The organism is Brevibacterium sp. W7.2, assembly GCF_018137945.1.
In the GTDB taxonomy this organism is placed as follows: domain Bacteria; phylum Actinomycetota; class Actinomycetes; order Actinomycetales; family Brevibacteriaceae; genus Brevibacterium; species Brevibacterium sanguinis.
The window spans coordinates 3482751-3499373 of sequence record NZ_CP073089.1; the positions used below are offsets into that span (position 1 = coordinate 3482751).

Genomic DNA, 16623 nt, shown 5'->3' on the forward strand with positions numbered 1-16623 from the left:
CCCGTCGGTATGTCACACTGCTGAGCCACCGACGCCGTCACCAGCGACGACGAGGCGGCGAGAACGCGTTACAGCGAGTTGTTCTTCGCGTAGCTGTCGGCGTCCATGACGACGCCGACCTCGTCGACGTTGACCTCGAAGAGCCAGCCCTCGCCGTAGGGATCGGAGTTGACGAGACCCGGGGAGTCGAGGACCTTCTCGTTGATCGAGGTGACCTCGCCGCCGACGGGCGAGTAGAGGTCGGAGACCGACTTCGTCGACTCGACCTCACCACAGGTCTCCCCGGCCTTGACGCCGTCGCCGACGCTCGGCAGGTTGAGGTAGACGACCTCGCCGAGGGCGTCGGCGGCCACCGCGGTGATGCCGATTTTCACGGTCTGTCCGGCGATGGTGTCGGGACCCTGGTTGACCCATTCGTGTTCGGCGGAGTAGGAGAAGTCCTTCGGAAGTGCTGGCAGATCAGCCATGATCTTCCCTTTCTGCTGTGGGACAGCGGTTGTGGCGAGCAGGTGTGACCAGTGTACGAGTCATCCGGACAAGTCTCACTGGTCGATAAGCATCAGTTTCCCGAACGCTTGTAGAACGGCAGTTCGACCACGGTGAAATCGTGCGACTTGCCGCGGATGTCAACGGCCACCTCGGTGCCGGGATCACTGAGCTCACGGTCGACGAATGCGAGCGCGATGGGATGGCCGAGCGTCGGCGAGGGCTGCCCCGAGGTCACGACACCCACCTCCGCACCGTCGGAGATGATCGCCGATCCCGACCGCGCGGCGCGCCTGCCTTCGGAGACGAGCCCGACGAGGACGCGGCTGGGCTCGGTCTCCCCGAGCGCGGCGAGTGCTTCGCGGGCGACGAAATCGCCCTTGGTCTTGAAGCCGATCATCCGGCCGAGGCCGACGTCGAACGGCGTCGTCGTGAGCGTCAGCTCGTTGCCGTAGAGCGGCATGCCCGCTTCGAGGCGGAGCGAATCGCGGGCGGCGAGGCCCGCGGGCACGAGCCCGTGGCCGGCACCGGCGGTCATCAGCGTGTCCCACAGGCGGGTCGCGGCGATGTTGGGGACGTAGAGTTCGAACCCGTCCTCGCCGGTGTAGCCGGTGCGGGCGAGCACGAGGTCGATGCCGGCGATCGTCACCGGCATCCACGCGTAGTAGCCGAGTTCGGCCACGGCCTCGCCGACCGTGCGCGTCTCGGCGTCATCGGCCGCATCCGCCGAGGTGGTCCGCGGTCCGAAGGTTCCGTCGGCACCCTTGTCGAGGGCGGTGAGGATGATGTCCTGCGAGTTCGGTCCCTGCACGGCGATGAGGGAGGTGTCCCCGGATTCGTCGACCATGCGCACGTCCGCGCCAGGCTCGACCTCGGTGAGGAAATTCTCGAGACGCTCGGTGAGGGCGGCGACGACGACCGGCGTGTTCGAGGCGTTGGGGACGATGAGGAACTCCTCCTCACCGATCCGGTAGGTGATGAGGTCATCGAGGAGGTAGCCCTCGGCGTTGACGATGACCCCGTACTTCGCCTTGCCGACCTTCATCGTCGAGTACTTCGCGACGAGCGCGTAGTCGAGGAAGGCCGCGGCACCGGCGCCGGTGACCCGGACCTCGCCCATGTGGGAGAGGTCGAAGATCCCCGCCGCTTCGCGCACGGCGCGGTGTTCGGCGAGTTCGGAACCGTACTTCAGGGGCATGTCCCAGCCGCCGAAGTCGGTGAAGCTCGCCCCGAGCGCCGCATGCGCATCATGCAGCGGCGTCTCCTTGATCTGGCCGGCTGCCTGGGTGTCGGTCTCTGTCATCACTTCTCCTCGGTGTCGGTGGTCTCGAAGGCCTCCGGCGGAGGGCAGGAGCAGACGAGGTTGCGGTCGCCGTACGCGCCGTCGATGCGGCTGACCGGCGGGAAGTACTTCGTCAGGCGCAGGCCGGGCACGGGGAAGACCGCGGTCTCGCGCGAGTACTTGCCGTCCCAGTCGTCCATGACGACGGTCGCCGGGTGCGGGGCCGCCTTGAGCGGCGACTCCGCGTACTCGTAGTCGGTGCCGATCGCGTCGATCTCGGCGCGGATGGTCCGCATCGCCTCGATGAACCGGTCGAGTTCGACCTTGTCCTCGGACTCGGTCGGTTCGACCATGAGGGTGCCGGGCACGGGGAACGCGAGCGTCGGGGCGTGGAAGCCGAAGTCGATGAGGCGCTTGGCGACATCCTCGGCGGTCACACCGGTCTTCGCGGTGATCTCCCGGAGGTCGAGGATCGTCTCGTGGCCGACGAGCCCGTTCTCACCCGAGTAGAGGACCGGGAAGACGTCGCCGAGCTTCTTCGCGATGTAGTTCGCGCCGAGGAGGGCCGCCCGGGTCGCCTCGCGCAGGCCCTCGCCGCCCATGAGCTCAAGGTACGCGAAGCTGATCGGCAGGACTCCGGCCGAGCCGTAGAGCGATCCGGAGACCGGGAGGTCGGTCGTCGACATGTCCCCGGACACGAGGTCGGGGTTGACCGGGTTGCCGGGCAGGTGCGGGGCGAGGTGCTCGCGGACCGCGACCGGACCGACACCGGGACCGCCGCCGCCGTGGGGGATGCAGAAGGTCTTGTGGAGGTTGAGGTGGGAGACGTCGCCGCCGAACTCGCCGGGCTTGGCCAGTCCGACGAGGGCGTTGAGGTTCGCGCCGTCGACGTAGACCTGACCGCCGGCGGCGTGGACCTTGTCGCAGACCTCGCGGACCTCGGACTCGAAGACGCCGTGCGTCGACGGGTAGGTGATCATGATCGCGGCCAGGCGGTCGCCGTTCTTCTCGATCTTCGCATCGAGGTCGTCGAGGTCGATCGACCCGTCCTCGGCGGTCGCGACGACCTGGACCTCGAGACCGGCGAGCACCGCGGAGGCGGCGTTCGTCCCGTGGGCCGACTGCGGGATGAGGCAGACGGTGCGCTGCGGGTTGCCGCTCTCACGGTGGTAGAGGCGGATCGCCAGCAGGCCCGCGAACTCACCCTGGGAGCCGGCGTTGGGCTGGAGGGAGACCCGGTCGTAGCCGGTGACCTCGACGAGGGAGTCCTCGAGGCGGCCGATGAGCGTGCGCCATCCCTGGGTCTGCTCGATCGGGGCGAACGGGTGGATCGTCGCGAACTCCGGCCACGTGATCGGCTCCATCTCGATGGCCGAGTTGAGCTTCATCGTGCACGAGCCGAGCGGGATCATCGTCCGGTCGAGTGCGAGGTCGCGGTCGGCCAGGGTGCGCAGGTAGCGCATCATCGACGTCTCGGAGCCGTGCGTGTTGAAGATCGGGTGGGTGAGGAACTCGGTGTCCCGGTGGAGGTCGGCGGCGAACTGCGGGGCCGGGACCTGGTTGGCCCCGAAGGTCCCCGCCGAGGCGGCCTCGTAGTCATCGGCATCGATCCGGGCGATGATGCCGAGGGCCTCGAGCAGGCCGTTGGCATCGGCGACGGTGTGGGATTCGCCGAAGGAGACGCCGACCGTCGTCGGGTCGATGACGCGGATGTTGAAGCCCGCGGCCTCGGCGACGGCGCGGGCCGCCTCGGCGTCGGCGACGCGCAGGGCCACGGTGTCGAAGAACTCCCGGGAGACGACCTCGGCGCCGGGGGCGGTGTCGGCGGCGGTCGCGAACGCCTGCGCGAGGCGGTGGATGCGGGAGGCGATGCGGGTCAGGCCGATGGGGCCGTGGTAGACGGCGTACATCGAGGCGACGTTGGCGAGCAGGGCCTGGGCGGTGCAGATGTTGCTCGTCGCCTTCTCACGGCGGATGTGCTGCTCACGGGTCTGCAGGGCCAGGCGGTAGCCGGGCTTGCCCTGGGCGTCCTTCGAGACGCCGACGAGGCGGCCGGGCAGCTGGCGCTGGAGGGAGGACTTCACGGCCATGAACGCCGCGTGCGGTCCGCCGAAGAAGAGGGGGACGCCGAAGCGCTGGGCCGAGCCGACGGAGATGTCGGCCCCCTGCGAGGCCGGGTCCTTGAGCAGGGTGAGGGCGAGGAGGTCGGAGTCGAAGGTGACGAGGGCGCCGCGCTCGTGCGCGCCTGCCACTGCGGCGGAGAAGTCGCGGATGACGCCGGTCGTGCCGGGCTGGGCGCAGACGATGCCGAAGATGTCCTCGCCGACGAGCCCCTGGGAGAGGTCGGCGACGGTGACGTTGAAGTCGAGCGCGCGGGCGCGGACGTGGACGTTGGCGATGACCTGCGGGTGGAGCTCGGAGTCGAGGACGACCGTCGAGCCCTTCTTCACGGACCGGCGCATGAGGAGGACGGCCTCGACGACGGCGGTGGCCTCGTCGAGGAGGGAGGCGTTGGCGATGTCGAGGCCGGTGAGGTCCTCGACGACCTGCTGGAAGTTGAGCAGCGCTTCGAGGCGGCCCTGGGAGATCTCCGGCTGGTACGGGGTGTATGCCGTGTACCAGGCGGGGTTCTCGACGAGGTTGCGGCGGATGACGGCGGGGGTGACCGTGTCGTAGTAGCCCTGGCCGATCATCTGCTTGCGCATGACGTTCTGGGAGGCGAGGTCGCGGAGGTCGGCGAGCACCTCGGTCTCGGTCCTGCCGCCGGGCAGATCGAGGCCGTCGATCTGGATGGAGGCGGGGACGGCCGCCTCGGAGAGTGCTTCGAGGGAGTCATAGCCGAGTTCGGCGAGCATCTCCGCGGTGTCGTCGGCGCGGGGGCCGATGTGACGGTCGGAGAACGGTCGCGCCGTGTCTCCCGTCGCCTGCGTGGTGTGGGCGAGTGAACTGGTCATTGCCGTTCTGGTCCTTCGGTCCGGCGCCCTCCGGTGGGAGGACGCACTGAGCGGTGCAGAGTCCTCCCCGATCTGTCGGATCTGCTCTGCAGCGACGCGGTCGCGGGTTGCGCGGCGGCGTGCGGCAGTCCTCCAGATATGCCTGCATTCGGTGGTACTGGGCCTGAGAGTTTCCCGGGGAGGGAATTGCACCTACGGCGCTGCCCTGGCGAGTTCCTTGCGGAGCTCCGGCAGCTCTCCCACGTCATGTCGTAACGGCGTATGAAATTGTCCGCACCCATTGTATGACCCGGAGCACGCGGCGACAACCGGGGTGCGCGCTCACGGACGCGAGCACCTGCCGCAGCCGTCCCGCACGGCCGCCCATCCGCGTGACGGCGCGGGTCTCCCGGCACCCCGCAGGGTGCTCTGCCGCAATCGCCGCGCAGAGCACCCTTCGGGTGGTGTCGGGTCAGATCTCGCCGAGATCCTTTCCCTTCGTCTCGGGCAGGAGCGCGACCGCGATGATCGTGGCCAGGCACAGGAGGATGACCCAGCCGCTCGAGAGCCACCGGAGGTCGAGGGAGTTGAAGAGCCCGTTGAGGTAGGGCGCGGTGCCGCCGAAGACGGCGACGGACACGGAGTAGGCGAAGCCGATCCCCTGCGTGCGCACCTTCGTCGGGAACGCCTCGGACAGCACCGCCGAGAGCAGGGCGCCTGCCATCGACACGACGAGCAGGGCGATCGCCGAGGCGGCGAAGAGCGTCCATCCCGCCGAGGTGATCATGCCCATGAGCGGGTACTGGAGGACCGCCATGAGGACCCCGAATCCGATGAGCACGGGTCGTCTGCCGATCCGGTCGGACAGCGCACCCCAGAACGGCAGCGAGATGAGCGCGATGACCTGCGCCCCGACCGTCGCCCAGTAGGCCGCCTGCGGATCCATGCCGCGCTCGGTGATCGCGAGCGTCGAGGCATAGGACGACCAGGTGTAGTGGGCGGCGGTGATGCCGGAGGTCATGAGGACGACGAGGATGATCGACCGGGTCACGCGCCCGCGATCGAGCGGAGCCGCCTCGGTGACGGAACGACCGGCAGAGGCGTCACCGGCACCCGCGCTCCCGACTGCGGCAGCGGCGCCGTCCTGACCGCCGGCGCTCGCGGCTGCGAAGACGTCGCTTTCGATCATTCCGCGCCGCATGTAGAGGGCGACGAGGGCGAGCAGCGCGCCGAGGGCGAACGGGATCCGCCACGCCCACTCGGACACGGCGTCCGCGGAGAAGAGGTTGGTCACTGCTCCGCCGACGGTGTAGGCGAGGACGGAGCCGCCGAAGATCGCGATGAACACGATGCTGCCCCAGAGGCCGCGGCGGTGGGCCGGGGCGATCTCGGCGATGTAGGAGTTCGCCGTCGCCGACTCCCCGCCGTGGGCGAAGCCCTGGGCGACGCGCACGAGGAGGAGGATGAACGAGGCCGCGGCGCCGATCTGCGCGTAGCCGGGCATGACGGCGATGATGAGCGATCCCGCCGCCATGATGAGCATCGTCGTGATGAGGACGAATTTGCGCCCCTTCCGGTCGGCGATGCGCCCGAAGACGATCCCGCCGAGGGGTCGCATGAGGAAGCCGACGGCGAAGACGCCGAGGGTCGCGAGCACCGCCGAGACGCTGTCCTCGCTGTTGAACATCGCGGCGGCGATGAATGGTGTGAAGACCGCGTAGGCGCTCCACTCGTACCATTCGAGGATGTTGCCGACGGTGCTCGCCGCCACCGATTTCCTCTTCTCGCGCAGGGACACCGTCGTCCCCGCCATCTGTGCGGTCATGTCTGTCCTTCCACTGGGTGTTCCGGTTCGGTCGGCCGCCGCCCCCGCCCGAGCACGGTGTGCTCAGGGCGCGGAGGATCGCCGTGGTGGTGGTGTACGGCGGCGCCGAGGTGGTGCGCGCCGAGGTGGTGCCCGGCGATGTTGGCGCACCGCGGTGGTGATGTGCGGCAGCGGCGCCGAGGTGGTGAGGGTGCGGTCGTGCGCGGGCTACGTCAGCGTCGCCGCCACCTCCGATGCCGCGTCGAGGAGGGCGGGCACCCCGTGTTCGAGCGTGCCCGTGAAGTCACCGGCCGCCGGGGCCTCACCGGCGAGCCAGCGCGTGTAGATCGCCTCGGAGAAGATCGCCGCCTTCCACAGGGCGAGCGCCTGGTACCACGGCAGGCACGTGAGATCGAGGCCAGTCCGGTCCCGGTAGCGCGCCGTGAGGTCGGCCCGCGAGGGGAAGCCGGGCTGCCCGGTCACCGGGGTGAGGTCCATGACCGTGCGCGGATGCCTCCCGTCGGAGTACGTTGCGAGGAAGTACCCGAGATCGGCGAGCGGATCCCCGAGCGTCGACATCTCCCAGTCGAGGATCGCCGCGACGGCGACCGGAGGCTGCACCGCGATCATCGCGTTGCCCGCCCGATAGTCGCCGTGGACGACGGAATGACGCTGCGTGTCCGGTCGGTTCGCCTCGAGCCAGGCGCCGAGGCGGCCGACCGCGGGCAGGGAACGCCGGGTGTTCTTCTCCCACAGGGAGGAGAAGAGTGCGACCTGTCTCTCGAGGTAGCCCTCGGGTCGGCCGAGGTCGGCGACCGCGGGGACGGTGACGTCGACGTCGTGGAGGGCCGCCAACTGGTCGACGAGGGCCTCGCCGAACCGACGGCGCCGGTCCGGGCTCTCGAGGACGGCCGGCAGGGTGTCGGTGACGACGGTTCCGGACACGAAGTCCATGAGGTAGAACGGCACGCCGAGGACGGATTCGTCCTCACAGACGTCGACGATCGTCGGCACCGCGATGCCCTGCCCGCCGAGCACGGTCTGGATCCTCGCCTCGCGGACCATGTCATGGGTCGAGCGCGGGATCGGCGGACGCGGCCCGCGCCGGAGCACGATGTCGACGTCGTCGCGGCGGATCCGGAACGTGACGTTCGACTGGCCCTCCCCGATCCGCTCCCACCGCACGGGCCCGGTGCCGATGCCGCGGGCATCGAGGTGGTCGGTGACCGCGTCGAGGACGAGCAGCGGCGGGGCGTCGAGCTCGGCGGCCTGGGCCGAGGTCTCGACGACATCGACGAGCTGCGCGGTCATCGTGCGACCTCCGCCGTGGCAGAATCAGCGGCCTCCGGCCCGGCCGAGTCAGGTCCGCCATCGTCAGCGCCAGCGGCCTCGGGCCCGGCGACGACGTCCTGACGCGGGGCTCCGGCGGCGACCTCTCGGCGCCGCCGTGAGGACGCACGGCGGGAGATCGCGAACTTGTGCGTCTCGGTCGACCCGTCGTAGATCCGGAACGGCCGCACCTCGTTGAGGTACTGGATGAGCGGCAGCTCGTCGGAGACTCCGTCCCCGCCGGTCAGCTGCACGGCCCGGTCGATGACGCGGTAGACGGCTTCGGAGCAGTACACCTTCGCGATCGACGACAGCGAGTTCGCCTCGGCCTGGTCGCCCTCGAGGACGAGGGCGGTCTTCGTGATCATCGCGTCCGCGGTCTCGATGTCGATGACCGACTGCGCGATGAGCTCCTGGGCGAGCCCCTGACGAGCGAGGACCGCGCCGAACACCTCCCGGTGCTCCGCCCGGTCGAGGGCGATGTCGAGGGCGCGCCGGGCCAGGCCCAGCCAGCGCATGCAATGGGTCAGGCGCGCCGGGGCGAGGCGGACCTGCGCGTACGCGAACCCCTTGCCCGGTTCGCCGAGGACGGCAGACGACGGCACCCGCACACCATCGAAGCGGACATAGGGGTGCCCGCCGGCGATCGTGCGATCGACGGTGCGGATCGACCGTCCGACCTCGACGCCGAGGGTGTCGCGGTCGACGAGGAACATCGTCGCCGCCTGCCCGCGCCGCTCCTGCGCAGACCCGGACCCGGCAGCCGCCTCGGCGGGGGTGCCTCCAGTCGGGTCGGTGGCGGCCATGACGATGAAGAAGCCGGACACCTCGGCGCCGGAGATGAACCGCTTGTCGCCGGTGATCACCCAGTCGTCGCCGTCTCTCACCGCCCGGGTCGCCAGGGCCGAGGGATCGGACCCGGCACCGGGATGGGGTTCGGTCATCGCGAAGCTCGAGCGGATGTCGCCGGCCGCGAGCGGACGCAGGTACCGCTCCTGCTGCGCGGGCGTGCCGATGCGGGCGAGCATGTGCATGTTGCCCTCGTCGGGGGCCATGCAGCCGAGCACGGCGGGACCGATCGGCGAGTAGCCGGCTTCCTGGAAGATCGGCGACCAGTGCTCGATCGGCACCCCCTGGCCGCCCCATTCGGTCGGCACATGCGGGGCGAAGACACCGGCGGCCTTGGCCTGTGCCTGCAGGTCGGAGAGCACCTCCTCGGCGAGGTAGACGCCGGGTCGCGGTTCGGCGGGGATGACGATGTCGCGGATGAAGTCCCGTGTGCGCACCCGCAGCGCTTCGACGTCCGGGGGCAGCGCGGTCATGCCGTTCCCCCTGCCGTGACGAGTCCGCCGTCGGCGGTGAGCACCTGGGCGGTGATCCAGTCGGCGTCAGCGGAGGCGAGGTAGGCGACGGCCGCGCCGATGTCCTCGGGCGTGCCGAGGCGACCGGCGGGATAGGTCTGTGCGACCTCGGCTTCGCGGCCCTCGTAGAGGGCGGCGGCGAACTGGGTCTTGACGACGGCCGGGGCCACGGCGTTGACGCGGATGTCGGGGCCGAGCTCGACGGCGAGGGTCTGCGTGAGGTGGGAGACCGCGGCCTTCGAGATCCCGTAGAACCCGATGCCGGGACTCGGGACGATTCCGGCGACTGACGAGATGCTGACGATCCGCCCCCGGTTCTCCCGGAAGCGCAGCGCGGGGTGGTGGACGGCGCCCTGCACCCAGGCCAGGGTGCCGATGACGTTGACGTCGAGGATCTTCCGCGCCGCGTCGAGGTCGATGTCGATCGTCGGCCCGTAGACGGGGTTGATGCCGACGTTGGTGACGAGGACGTCGAGGCGGCCGAAGCGCTCGGCGATCGTGTCGAACACCTCCGCGCGGTGGGCGGGGTCGTCGGACTTCCCGGCGATGCCGACCGCGGTGCCCTCCGGGAAGGCTGCGACCGCCTCGGCGAGGGGGTCGGGTTTGCGGGCGGTGAGGACGACGGTCGCGCCTTCGGCGGCCAGGCGCTGCGCGATGCCGAGTCCGATGCCGCGGCTGGCGCCGGTGACGAGTGCGATCTCACCGTCGAATCGGCGGCCGCTCGTGGGTTCGGTCATGATGTCTCCTCTGTCGTGGTCGATGTCGGTGGGCCGGCTGAGCCGGCCGGGTCTGCGGCTGTGTCCGGTGGTGGGGCCGCCTCGGTGCCGGAATCGCGGAGCAGGCGTCGCTGGATCTTGCCGGTGTGGGTCTTCGGCAGGTCGCCGATGATGTGGACGCGGCGCGGATACTTGTACGCTGCCAGGCGCTCCTTGGCGAAGGCGATGAGGTCGGCCGGCGTCGTCGTCTCCCCGGCCCGCAGCGAGACGAACGCGACGACGGTCTCGCCGCGGTAGTCGTCGGGCTGGCCGACGACGGCGGCTTCGAGCACGGCGGGATGTTCGTAGAGGACGTCCTCGACCTCGCGCGGCCACACCTTGTACCCGGATACGTTGATCTGGTCCTTGATCCGGTCGACGAGGTAGATCCACCCGGCATCGTCGATGACGGCAACGTCGCCGGTGCGCAGCCAGCCGTCGTCGAAGGCCCGCGCGTTCGCCTCGGGGTTGTGCAGGTAGCCGGGGGTGACCTGGGGTCCGCGGAGTTCGAGTTCGCCGGCGGTCCCGTCGGTGATGACGGCGCCGGTGGCGACGTCGACGACGCGGGCGCTCAGGCCCGGGAACGGCACCCCGATCGCGAGCGTGTCCGTGGCCGGGTCGACCGGCGCGGCGGTGTCGGGCGGGACCCCGATGACCGCCGAGGCGGTCTCCGTCATCCCGTAGATGTTGTGGATGTAGTGCCCGAACCGCTCCCGGAACCGCTCGACCGTGGCCGGTGGGACGGGTGCCCCGCCGGAATAGAGGTACCGGATGGAGGCGAAGTCGGCTGCGGCAGCGCTCGGGTGCTCGAGGAGCGCGTTGAAGACGGTGATCGATCCGATCGTCACGGTGACGCCGTCGTCGCGGACGGCGGAGACGATCGACTCGGCGTCGGGACGGCCGATGAAGTCGAGGGCGACGGGGAAGACGAGGGAGGTCGCCGCGCACGCGACGGCGCCGGTGATGTGGAAGAGGGGCGCGACGGCGAGCATGACGTCACCATCATCGAGGCCGAGCCACTGCCCGTACCCGAGGGCGACGGACAGCACGTTCCAGTGGGTGGCGACCGACCCCTTCGCCGGGCCGGTCGTCCCCGAGGTGTAGGTGAGCAGCGCGGGATCGTCGAGTCCGGGAAGGAGGTCGGCCCGGTGCTCGGATGAGCCCGCCGAGGCGGCGGGGTCGGCGGTGCCGTTCGCCGAGGCGGGGCGGTGGCGGTCGAGGAGGTCTGCCCAGGCGATCGCGGTGATCGCAGCCCTGTTCACCGCCGCGGTCGGCGGCGTGACTTCGGTCCCGGCCGCAGAGGCGTTGTCATCGACAGCCGGCGGGGCGTACTCGTCGTCGGTCGTCGTGAGCACCCACGAGACGGAGCTGCCCGACAGGGTCGTCGTGACCGCCTCGGCGTCGGAGGCGTCGCAGATGAGGCCGGCGGCCCCGGAGTCGTCGATGAGGGCGCACAGCTCACGTCCGCGGTACATCGGGTTGAGGACGAGCGGGACGGCGCCGATCTTCCACGCCGCGAGCAGCGCGATGGCGAACTGCGGGACGTTCTGCAGGTAGAAGCCGACGATCGTCCCGGCCCGGCAGCCGAGGTCGAACAGGCCCGCGGCGAGCGCCTCGGCGTCGGTGTCGACCTCCGTCGTCGTCATGGCCCGTCCGCGGTAGAGGACGGCGGTCTGGGCGGGGGCGGCGGCGACCCGGGCGTTCCACGCGTGGGCCACCGACTCCCAGGGGACGTCGAGGTCGACGTCGACGCGATCCGGGTAGAGCTGCGTCCACACGGGAGCGCTGAGGGCTGATCCGCTTTGCTGACTCGTCATCGAACTTCCACTTCGCAGTCTCGGGCACCTGCCCGACCGAGCGCTCGCTCGGTTACTGATGTAGCTTAGGTCACATTCCGGTCCGGCACAAGGGTCGTTCTCGGATCCGCCGGACCGCCTCGGCGACATTCCTGCTCCCCTACTCCGCCGACCGGGCACCGGGGACGTAGATTGGTGTCGGAGGCAGCACCGGATTCGGGCTGCTTCGCGCACGCTCGCCGGCGCCCCACCCGCCGGCTCAAGACAAGGATGACGACGTGGCCGCCTGGAGAACCTACGACACTCCCCTCTTCCCTCCCCTCCTCACCGCTGCTCTCGACTGCTTCGTCCGCGGCGGCTTCCACGGCACCTCGATCCGCCAGGTCGCGCAGGCCGCGGGCCTCTCGGTGCCCGGTCTCTACCATCACTTCGCCTCGAAGCAGGCGATCCTGACGGAGATCGACCGCCTGGCCATGTCCGATCTGTGGGCGCGGAGCACTGCGGCGCTCGCGGACGGCCCGCAGGATCCGCTCTCGCGGTTCGACCGCCTCGTCGAGAACCTCCTCCTCTTCCACGCCCACCAGGCCGACATCGCGTTCATCGCGTTCAGTGAGATCCGCAGCCTGCCCGCCGATGCCAGGGAGTCCCACATCGCCGCCCGCGACCGCCAGCAGAAGCTCCTCGACGATGCCGTAGCCGCCTGCGTGGCCGCGGGCGTGTTCACGACGCCGTTCCCGCGGGATGCCGCGCGGGCGATCACGACGATCTGCACGGGTGTCGCGCAGTGGTATCGCCCGGGCGGGGAACTCGACGCCGAGGGGGTCGCCGCCCGCTACGGCGACATCTGCCGCGACGCGGCCGGGGTGGCGCCGTGAACGCTCTCGAGCACATCCGCGACATCGGCCCGGCCGCAGGCTTCCCGATCGCGCGCGAGGCGATCCTCTCGTGGCAGCTGCAGGCCGGTGCCGGCGTCATCGTCCGCCCGCAGCGGCCCGTGCGTCAGGGGATGATCGTCGACCTCTGGCTCAATCCGCTCTGGCCCGCCCCGCCGAGGCGGCTGCGCGGTGAGGACCTCATCGTGCCGGTCGGCTCGTGCATCGTCGAGGACGTCATCGACACCGACCGGCAGGCGGGTTTCGTCTACCGCACGCTGCCCGGTCATCTCGAGACGGGCGTGGAGACGTTCCTCGTCTCGATCGATGACGACGAGCGCCTCATCGCCTCGATCACCGCACGGTCGGTGCCCGGCAACCCGCTGCTCAAGGCGGTCGAACCCGTGTCGGTGGCCTCCCAGAAGATGATGGCCGCCCGCTACGCCGCCGCCCTCGAGCGGCTGGTGGAGCGGGCGGCGGGGTGAGCGGCGGCGGTCGGTGACGAACCATGAGCGGCGGCGCGGCGCGACACGCGGTGTCTGTCGGCCAGAAGTGCAAATGCGCTCGACCAGTCGAGTGGCAATTTCACTTTTGGCCGACATGAGCCGGCGTGGCGACGCGCCTCCCGAGCCAGCGCGCCTCACGCGGAGTGCTTGACCTCGCCGCCGACGACGGTGAGGGTGACACGGGTGTCGCGGATCGCCTCGGCGTGGGCGAAGAGCGCGGCCTCCGAGACATAGCCGAGCAGACCGACGGGACCGGCCGGCGCCTCGGCGTCGATGAGGCCGTCGGCGACATACGGATCGGTGTCGACGGCGATGAAGTCGGCATCCATGCCCGGTGCCAGCCGTCCCCGCCGCTCGCCCAGGCCGGCGGCGACCGCAGGTGCCCGGGTGTGCAGTCGCAGCGCTTCGACGGCCGACATCCGCCGCTCGGGCTGGAACGTCGTCGTCGGATCGCCGGCGATGTCGGCCCGCGTCATCGCCGCGTAGATCGCCGCGAACGGATTCGCATGCTCGACCGGCCCGTCGGAGCCGAAGATCACCGCGGCATCGGCCCGCACGAGATCCGGCCACGCATACGCGGCAAGCTGCGCGGACTCGTCGATGAGGTGGAGGAGGTGGAGGTCGGAGATGCAGTGGCGCGGCTGCATCGACGCGGTGACGTCGAGGGCGGCGAACCGCGCGACATCAGCCGGCTGGATGAACTGCGCGTGCTCGACCCGGTGCCGCAGGCGCCTGCCCAGACGCGCCTCGACTGAGAGCGTGATCGGCCGCAGCCGCTCGAAAACGCCGAGCACATGATGGTTCGCCTGATCGCCGATCGCATGGATCGCCACGGAGATCCCCGCCTCCGTCGCGATCCGCGCCTGCTCGAAGAGCTCGTCCTCGCTCATCTGCGCGATGCCGTAGTTGAGGTGGGTCTCGGCCACCGGCGCCGCCGTCCCCGCACCGGTTGACGCGACGGCCGAATCGGCTGCCGCCTCCCGCGCCTCGGCGCCGTGGACGCCCACCCCGGCCGGCTCCGGTGCCGGAAACGGTGAGGACATGTGGCTCGTGTGCGAGCCGAGCGCCCCGTCGGCGAAGAGTTTGAGCCCGCCGTGCTGCAGCCAGTCGTCCCCGCCGCCGGTCTGCCACCCGGTCTCGATCGCCCACGGCACCTCGGGCCCGCGGAGGAACTTCGTCACCCGGATGTCCTGCCGGCCGGCCTCGCGCAGATCGTTCCACCCCAGCGTCGAGGCGATGCCGTCGAAGTCGTGGATCCCGGTGAGCCCGAGGGAGAGGAAGAGCCGCTGCGTCCGGTCGAGCATCTCGACCTGCTCCTCCCGGGAGACCTCCGGGATGAAGCGAATGAGCAGATCCGCAGCGTCCTCCCTGATGAGACCCGTGGCGATGCCCTCGGCGTCACGGACGATCTCACCTCCGGACGGATCGGGGGTCGCCTCGTCGATGCCGGCGATCTCGAGCGCGTGCCCGTTCGCCCACACCGTGTGGAGGTCGATCGACCACATCGCCACCGGGTGGTCGGGCACCTCGGCGTCGAGCAGCGCGCGGTCGGGATACCGCGGGTCCGCCCAGCGGTTGAGGTCCCAGCCGGAGCCGACCACCCAGGTGCCCACCGGCAGGGTCTGCGCGCGCTCGCGGATGGCTGCGACCGCCTCGGTGAGCGATGTCGTCCCCGACAGATCGAGGTCGACGAGCGAGGCCGCATACGCGACGGAGTGCATGTGCGCATCGACGAGGCCGGGGAGGATGACCCGTCCCCCGCAGTCGATCTCCTCGACCCCCGCAGCGGCCCCCGCCGAGGCGGTCGCCCCGCCATCGTCCGAGGTCAGCACCCCTGTCGCCGCCTCGGCTCCGGCGGTCGCGAGGGCGAGCAGCTCGTCCCGCGTCCCGATCGCGACGATCGTTCCCCCGTCGACGAGGATCGCGTCCGCCGGTGCGGTCGGAGTCGGCGCGGGAGGGTCGAGAGTGCGCACGACGGCGTGGGAGAACAGACGCATGCGCTCAGTCTATGATGGGCCGATGACCGCCCCTCCCCTCCCCATCCCCGCGGCCGCCTCCGACGCTCGACTCCCCCGCCGCGTGCTCGGCGTCACCGAGATCCTCATCATCGCCGCCGTGCTATCCGTCTTCGGCTTCGCGTTCAACGCGATCGGCCTCATCCCGTTCCTCGCCGCCGGGGTCATCGACCCGCTGCCGTGGTCGCTCACCGACGCCTCCGCCCGCGCCATCGGCTATCTCGTCGGCGTGCTCGGCACCGTCGCCGTCATCGCGATCTACCTGCGGGCGCGTCTGGGGGTCGGGCTCGCGTCGATCGGTCTGAGCCGACCGCGCTGGGGCGCCTTCGCCACCGGCCTCCTCCTCGGGGCGGCGATCAGCGGACTCGGCACCGCGATCGCCTGGTCGAGCGACCTCGTCCGGCCCACCCAGCCGGCGGAGATGCCCGGCGGCGCCGCACTCGTCCTCGTCGCACTGCTCTACCTGCTCACCTACGTCCTCCAGGGCGCCGGCGAGGAGATCGTCTCCCGCGGCTTCCTCCTGCGCGGCACGGCGTGGTGGATCGGACTGTGGCCCGCCGTCGCCGTCCAGGCGCTCCTCTTCGTCGCCCTCCACCTCGGCAATCCGACGATGACCCCGCTCTATGCGCTCTTCGTCATCGTCTTCGCGCTCTTCGCCGCCCTCCTCGTCATCATCCAGGGACACCTGTGGGGTGTGATCGGCGTGCACGGCGGCTACAACGTCGTCTTCTTCGCCGTCGGCCAGCGCGGCCTCGGCCTCCGCGACGTCGCCGATCCCGACAACCTCTCGTTCCCCGATCTCGCGTCGACCCCGTTCTTCGCGCTCGGCGCGTTGGTCCTCGGCGTCATCCTCTGGCGGCGCCGAGGCGGTTCGCCGACCGCTGCGAACTGACCGCCGTCGACCTGTGAGACACAAGCCGACCGGTTTTCTACGCGGAGTAGAATCCTGGGCATGGTCAATGTTCTCGGTCCCCAGGATTCGCGACTGTCCGCGGGTGCGCGCGTCGTGCTGCCGGCCGTGTGGCTCGGCCTCATCATCGGCATCTCGCTCATCGAGGCGCCGCTGAAGTTCCAGGCGCCGGGCATCACGATCCCGCTCGGGCTCGGCATCGGCCGCCTCGTCTTCACGGCGATGAACTGGGTGGAGATCGTCATCGCCGCGGTCCTGCTCTGGGCGATCCTCAAAGACGGTGTCGGCACCGCGTTCCGGGCGCTCACCTGCACCGTCATCGGCGTCCTCATCGTCAAGGTCGCGGCCATCAGACCGCTGCTCAACGAGCGCACCGATGCCGTCCTCGCCGGTGTCGACGACGGCGGGTCGGGACTCCATCTCGCCTACATCGCGGCCGACGGACTCCTCATCGTCGGGCTCATCGCCCTCGTCATCCTCGCCGTGCGGACCTCGATCCCCGCCCCCGCCGAGGCGACCGCTCCGACCGCGAACCGCTGACGGAGACGCGCGAAAGCCCGAGAACAACGGCCCC

At 70.4% G+C, this 16623-nt stretch carries 13 protein-coding genes and 1 riboswitch; of the genes, 4 read left to right on the forward strand and 9 right to left on the reverse strand.

Going from position 1 to position 16623, the window contains the following annotated elements:
• Positions 1–68: 68 nt before the first annotated feature.
• From gcvH to J9315_RS15665, 8 genes are all read right to left on the reverse strand, one after another.
• Entirely contained in the window at positions 69–467 is a 399-nt protein-coding gene (gene gcvH, locus J9315_RS15630) for a glycine cleavage system protein GcvH (RefSeq protein WP_198500382.1), read from the reverse strand.
• A gap of 92 nt (positions 468–559) precedes the next feature.
• On the reverse strand, positions 560–1789 hold the full coding sequence (gcvT, locus tag J9315_RS15635; RefSeq protein ID WP_211978287.1) for a glycine cleavage system aminomethyltransferase GcvT: 1230 nt from the start codon (positions 1787–1789) through the stop codon (positions 560–562).
• Complete coding sequence (gene gcvP / locus J9315_RS15640) at positions 1789–4722, reverse strand: aminomethyl-transferring glycine dehydrogenase (RefSeq protein ID WP_211978288.1); 2934 nt, start codon at positions 4720–4722, stop codon at positions 1789–1791. The genes gcvT and gcvP overlap by 1 nt, the downstream gene beginning before the upstream one ends.
• A gap of 142 nt (positions 4723–4864) precedes the next feature.
• A riboswitch (glycine riboswitch) is annotated at positions 4865–4974 on the reverse strand.
• Positions 4975–5173: 199 nt separating this feature from the next.
• Positions 5174–6526 carry an MFS transporter gene (locus J9315_RS15645; protein ID WP_249120934.1) on the reverse strand — a complete coding sequence of 451 codons (1353 nt, stop codon included), beginning with the start codon at positions 6524–6526 and terminating at the stop codon, positions 5174–5176.
• Between the two features lie 207 nt (positions 6527–6733).
• Positions 6734–7816: a phosphotransferase family protein gene (locus tag J9315_RS15650; protein ID WP_211978289.1), complete on the reverse strand. Its 1083-nt coding sequence runs from the start codon at positions 7814–7816 to the stop codon at positions 6734–6736.
• The gene (locus tag J9315_RS15655; RefSeq protein WP_211978290.1) at positions 7813–9156 is read right to left on the reverse strand and encodes an acyl-CoA dehydrogenase family protein; all 1344 of its coding nucleotides are present in this window, start codon (positions 9154–9156) and stop codon (positions 7813–7815) included. The genes J9315_RS15650 and J9315_RS15655 overlap by 4 nt, the downstream gene beginning before the upstream one ends.
• Positions 9153–9932 (reverse strand): SDR family oxidoreductase, encoded by a 780-nt coding sequence (locus tag J9315_RS15660; protein WP_211978291.1) that lies wholly within the window; start codon positions 9930–9932, stop codon positions 9153–9155. Before J9315_RS15660 ends, J9315_RS15655 begins: the two co-directional genes overlap by 4 nt.
• Positions 9929–11767 (reverse strand): AMP-binding protein, encoded by a 1839-nt coding sequence (locus J9315_RS15665; protein ID WP_211978292.1) that lies wholly within the window; start codon positions 11765–11767, stop codon positions 9929–9931. The genes J9315_RS15660 and J9315_RS15665 overlap by 4 nt, the downstream gene beginning before the upstream one ends.
• 257 nt (positions 11768–12024) lie before the next feature.
• Here J9315_RS15665 and J9315_RS15670 point away from each other — a divergent pair, with 257 nt between their 5' ends.
• The gene (locus J9315_RS15670; RefSeq protein WP_211978293.1) at positions 12025–12621 is read left to right on the forward strand and encodes a TetR/AcrR family transcriptional regulator; all 597 of its coding nucleotides are present in this window, start codon (positions 12025–12027) and stop codon (positions 12619–12621) included.
• Positions 12618–13103: a DUF1990 family protein gene (locus J9315_RS15675; protein WP_211978294.1), complete on the forward strand. Its 486-nt coding sequence runs from the start codon at positions 12618–12620 to the stop codon at positions 13101–13103. The genes J9315_RS15670 and J9315_RS15675 overlap by 4 nt, the downstream gene beginning before the upstream one ends.
• Before the next feature lie 155 nt (positions 13104–13258).
• Here J9315_RS15675 and J9315_RS15680 read toward each other — a convergent pair whose 3' ends face one another.
• Entirely contained in the window at positions 13259–15121 is a 1863-nt protein-coding gene (locus J9315_RS15680; protein WP_198500373.1) for an amidohydrolase, read from the reverse strand.
• 22 nt (positions 15122–15143) lie between these two features.
• On the opposite strand from J9315_RS15680, the gene J9315_RS15685 reads away from it, so the two are divergent.
• Both J9315_RS15685 and J9315_RS15690 read left to right on the forward strand, forming a co-directional pair.
• A complete protein-coding gene (locus J9315_RS15685) occupies positions 15144–16031 on the forward strand; it encodes a type II CAAX endopeptidase family protein (RefSeq protein WP_211978295.1) in 888 nt (295 codons plus the stop codon).
• Between the two features lie 60 nt (positions 16032–16091).
• Positions 16092–16589 carry a hypothetical protein gene (locus J9315_RS15690; protein WP_211978296.1) on the forward strand — a complete coding sequence of 166 codons (498 nt, stop codon included), beginning with the start codon at positions 16092–16094 and terminating at the stop codon, positions 16587–16589.
• Positions 16590–16623: the final 34 nt, after the last annotated feature.

What these genes read in the sequence shown, in the direction of transcription:
- gcvT (WP_211978287.1), bottom strand. Translation starts at nt 1,789, where the DNA reads ATGACAGAGACCGACACCCAGGCAGCCGGCCAGATCAAGGAGACGCCG.
- J9315_RS15685 (WP_211978295.1), top strand. Translation starts at nt 15,144, where the DNA reads ATGACCGCCCCTCCCCTCCCCATCCCCGCGGCCGCCTCCGACGCTCGA.
- J9315_RS15655 (WP_211978290.1), bottom strand. Translation starts at nt 9,156, where the DNA reads ATGACCGCGCTGCCCCCGGACGTCGAAGCGCTGCGGGTGCGCACACGG.
- J9315_RS15660 (WP_211978291.1), bottom strand. Translation starts at nt 9,932, where the DNA reads ATGACCGAACCCACGAGCGGCCGCCGATTCGACGGTGAGATCGCACTC.
- J9315_RS15690 (WP_211978296.1), top strand. Translation starts at nt 16,092, where the DNA reads ATGGTCAATGTTCTCGGTCCCCAGGATTCGCGACTGTCCGCGGGTGCG.
- J9315_RS15665 (WP_211978292.1), bottom strand. Translation starts at nt 11,767, where the DNA reads ATGACGAGTCAGCAAAGCGGATCAGCCCTCAGCGCTCCCGTGTGGACG.
- gcvP (WP_211978288.1), bottom strand. Translation starts at nt 4,722, where the DNA reads ATGACCAGTTCACTCGCCCACACCACGCAGGCGACGGGAGACACGGCG.
- J9315_RS15680 (WP_198500373.1), bottom strand. Translation starts at nt 15,121, where the DNA reads ATGCGTCTGTTCTCCCACGCCGTCGTGCGCACTCTCGACCCTCCCGCG.
- gcvH (WP_198500382.1), bottom strand. Translation starts at nt 467, where the DNA reads ATGGCTGATCTGCCAGCACTTCCGAAGGACTTCTCCTACTCCGCCGAA.
- J9315_RS15645 (WP_249120934.1), bottom strand. Translation starts at nt 6,526, where the DNA reads ATGACCGCACAGATGGCGGGGACGACGGTGTCCCTGCGCGAGAAGAGG.
- J9315_RS15650 (WP_211978289.1), bottom strand. Translation starts at nt 7,816, where the DNA reads ATGACCGCGCAGCTCGTCGATGTCGTCGAGACCTCGGCCCAGGCCGCC.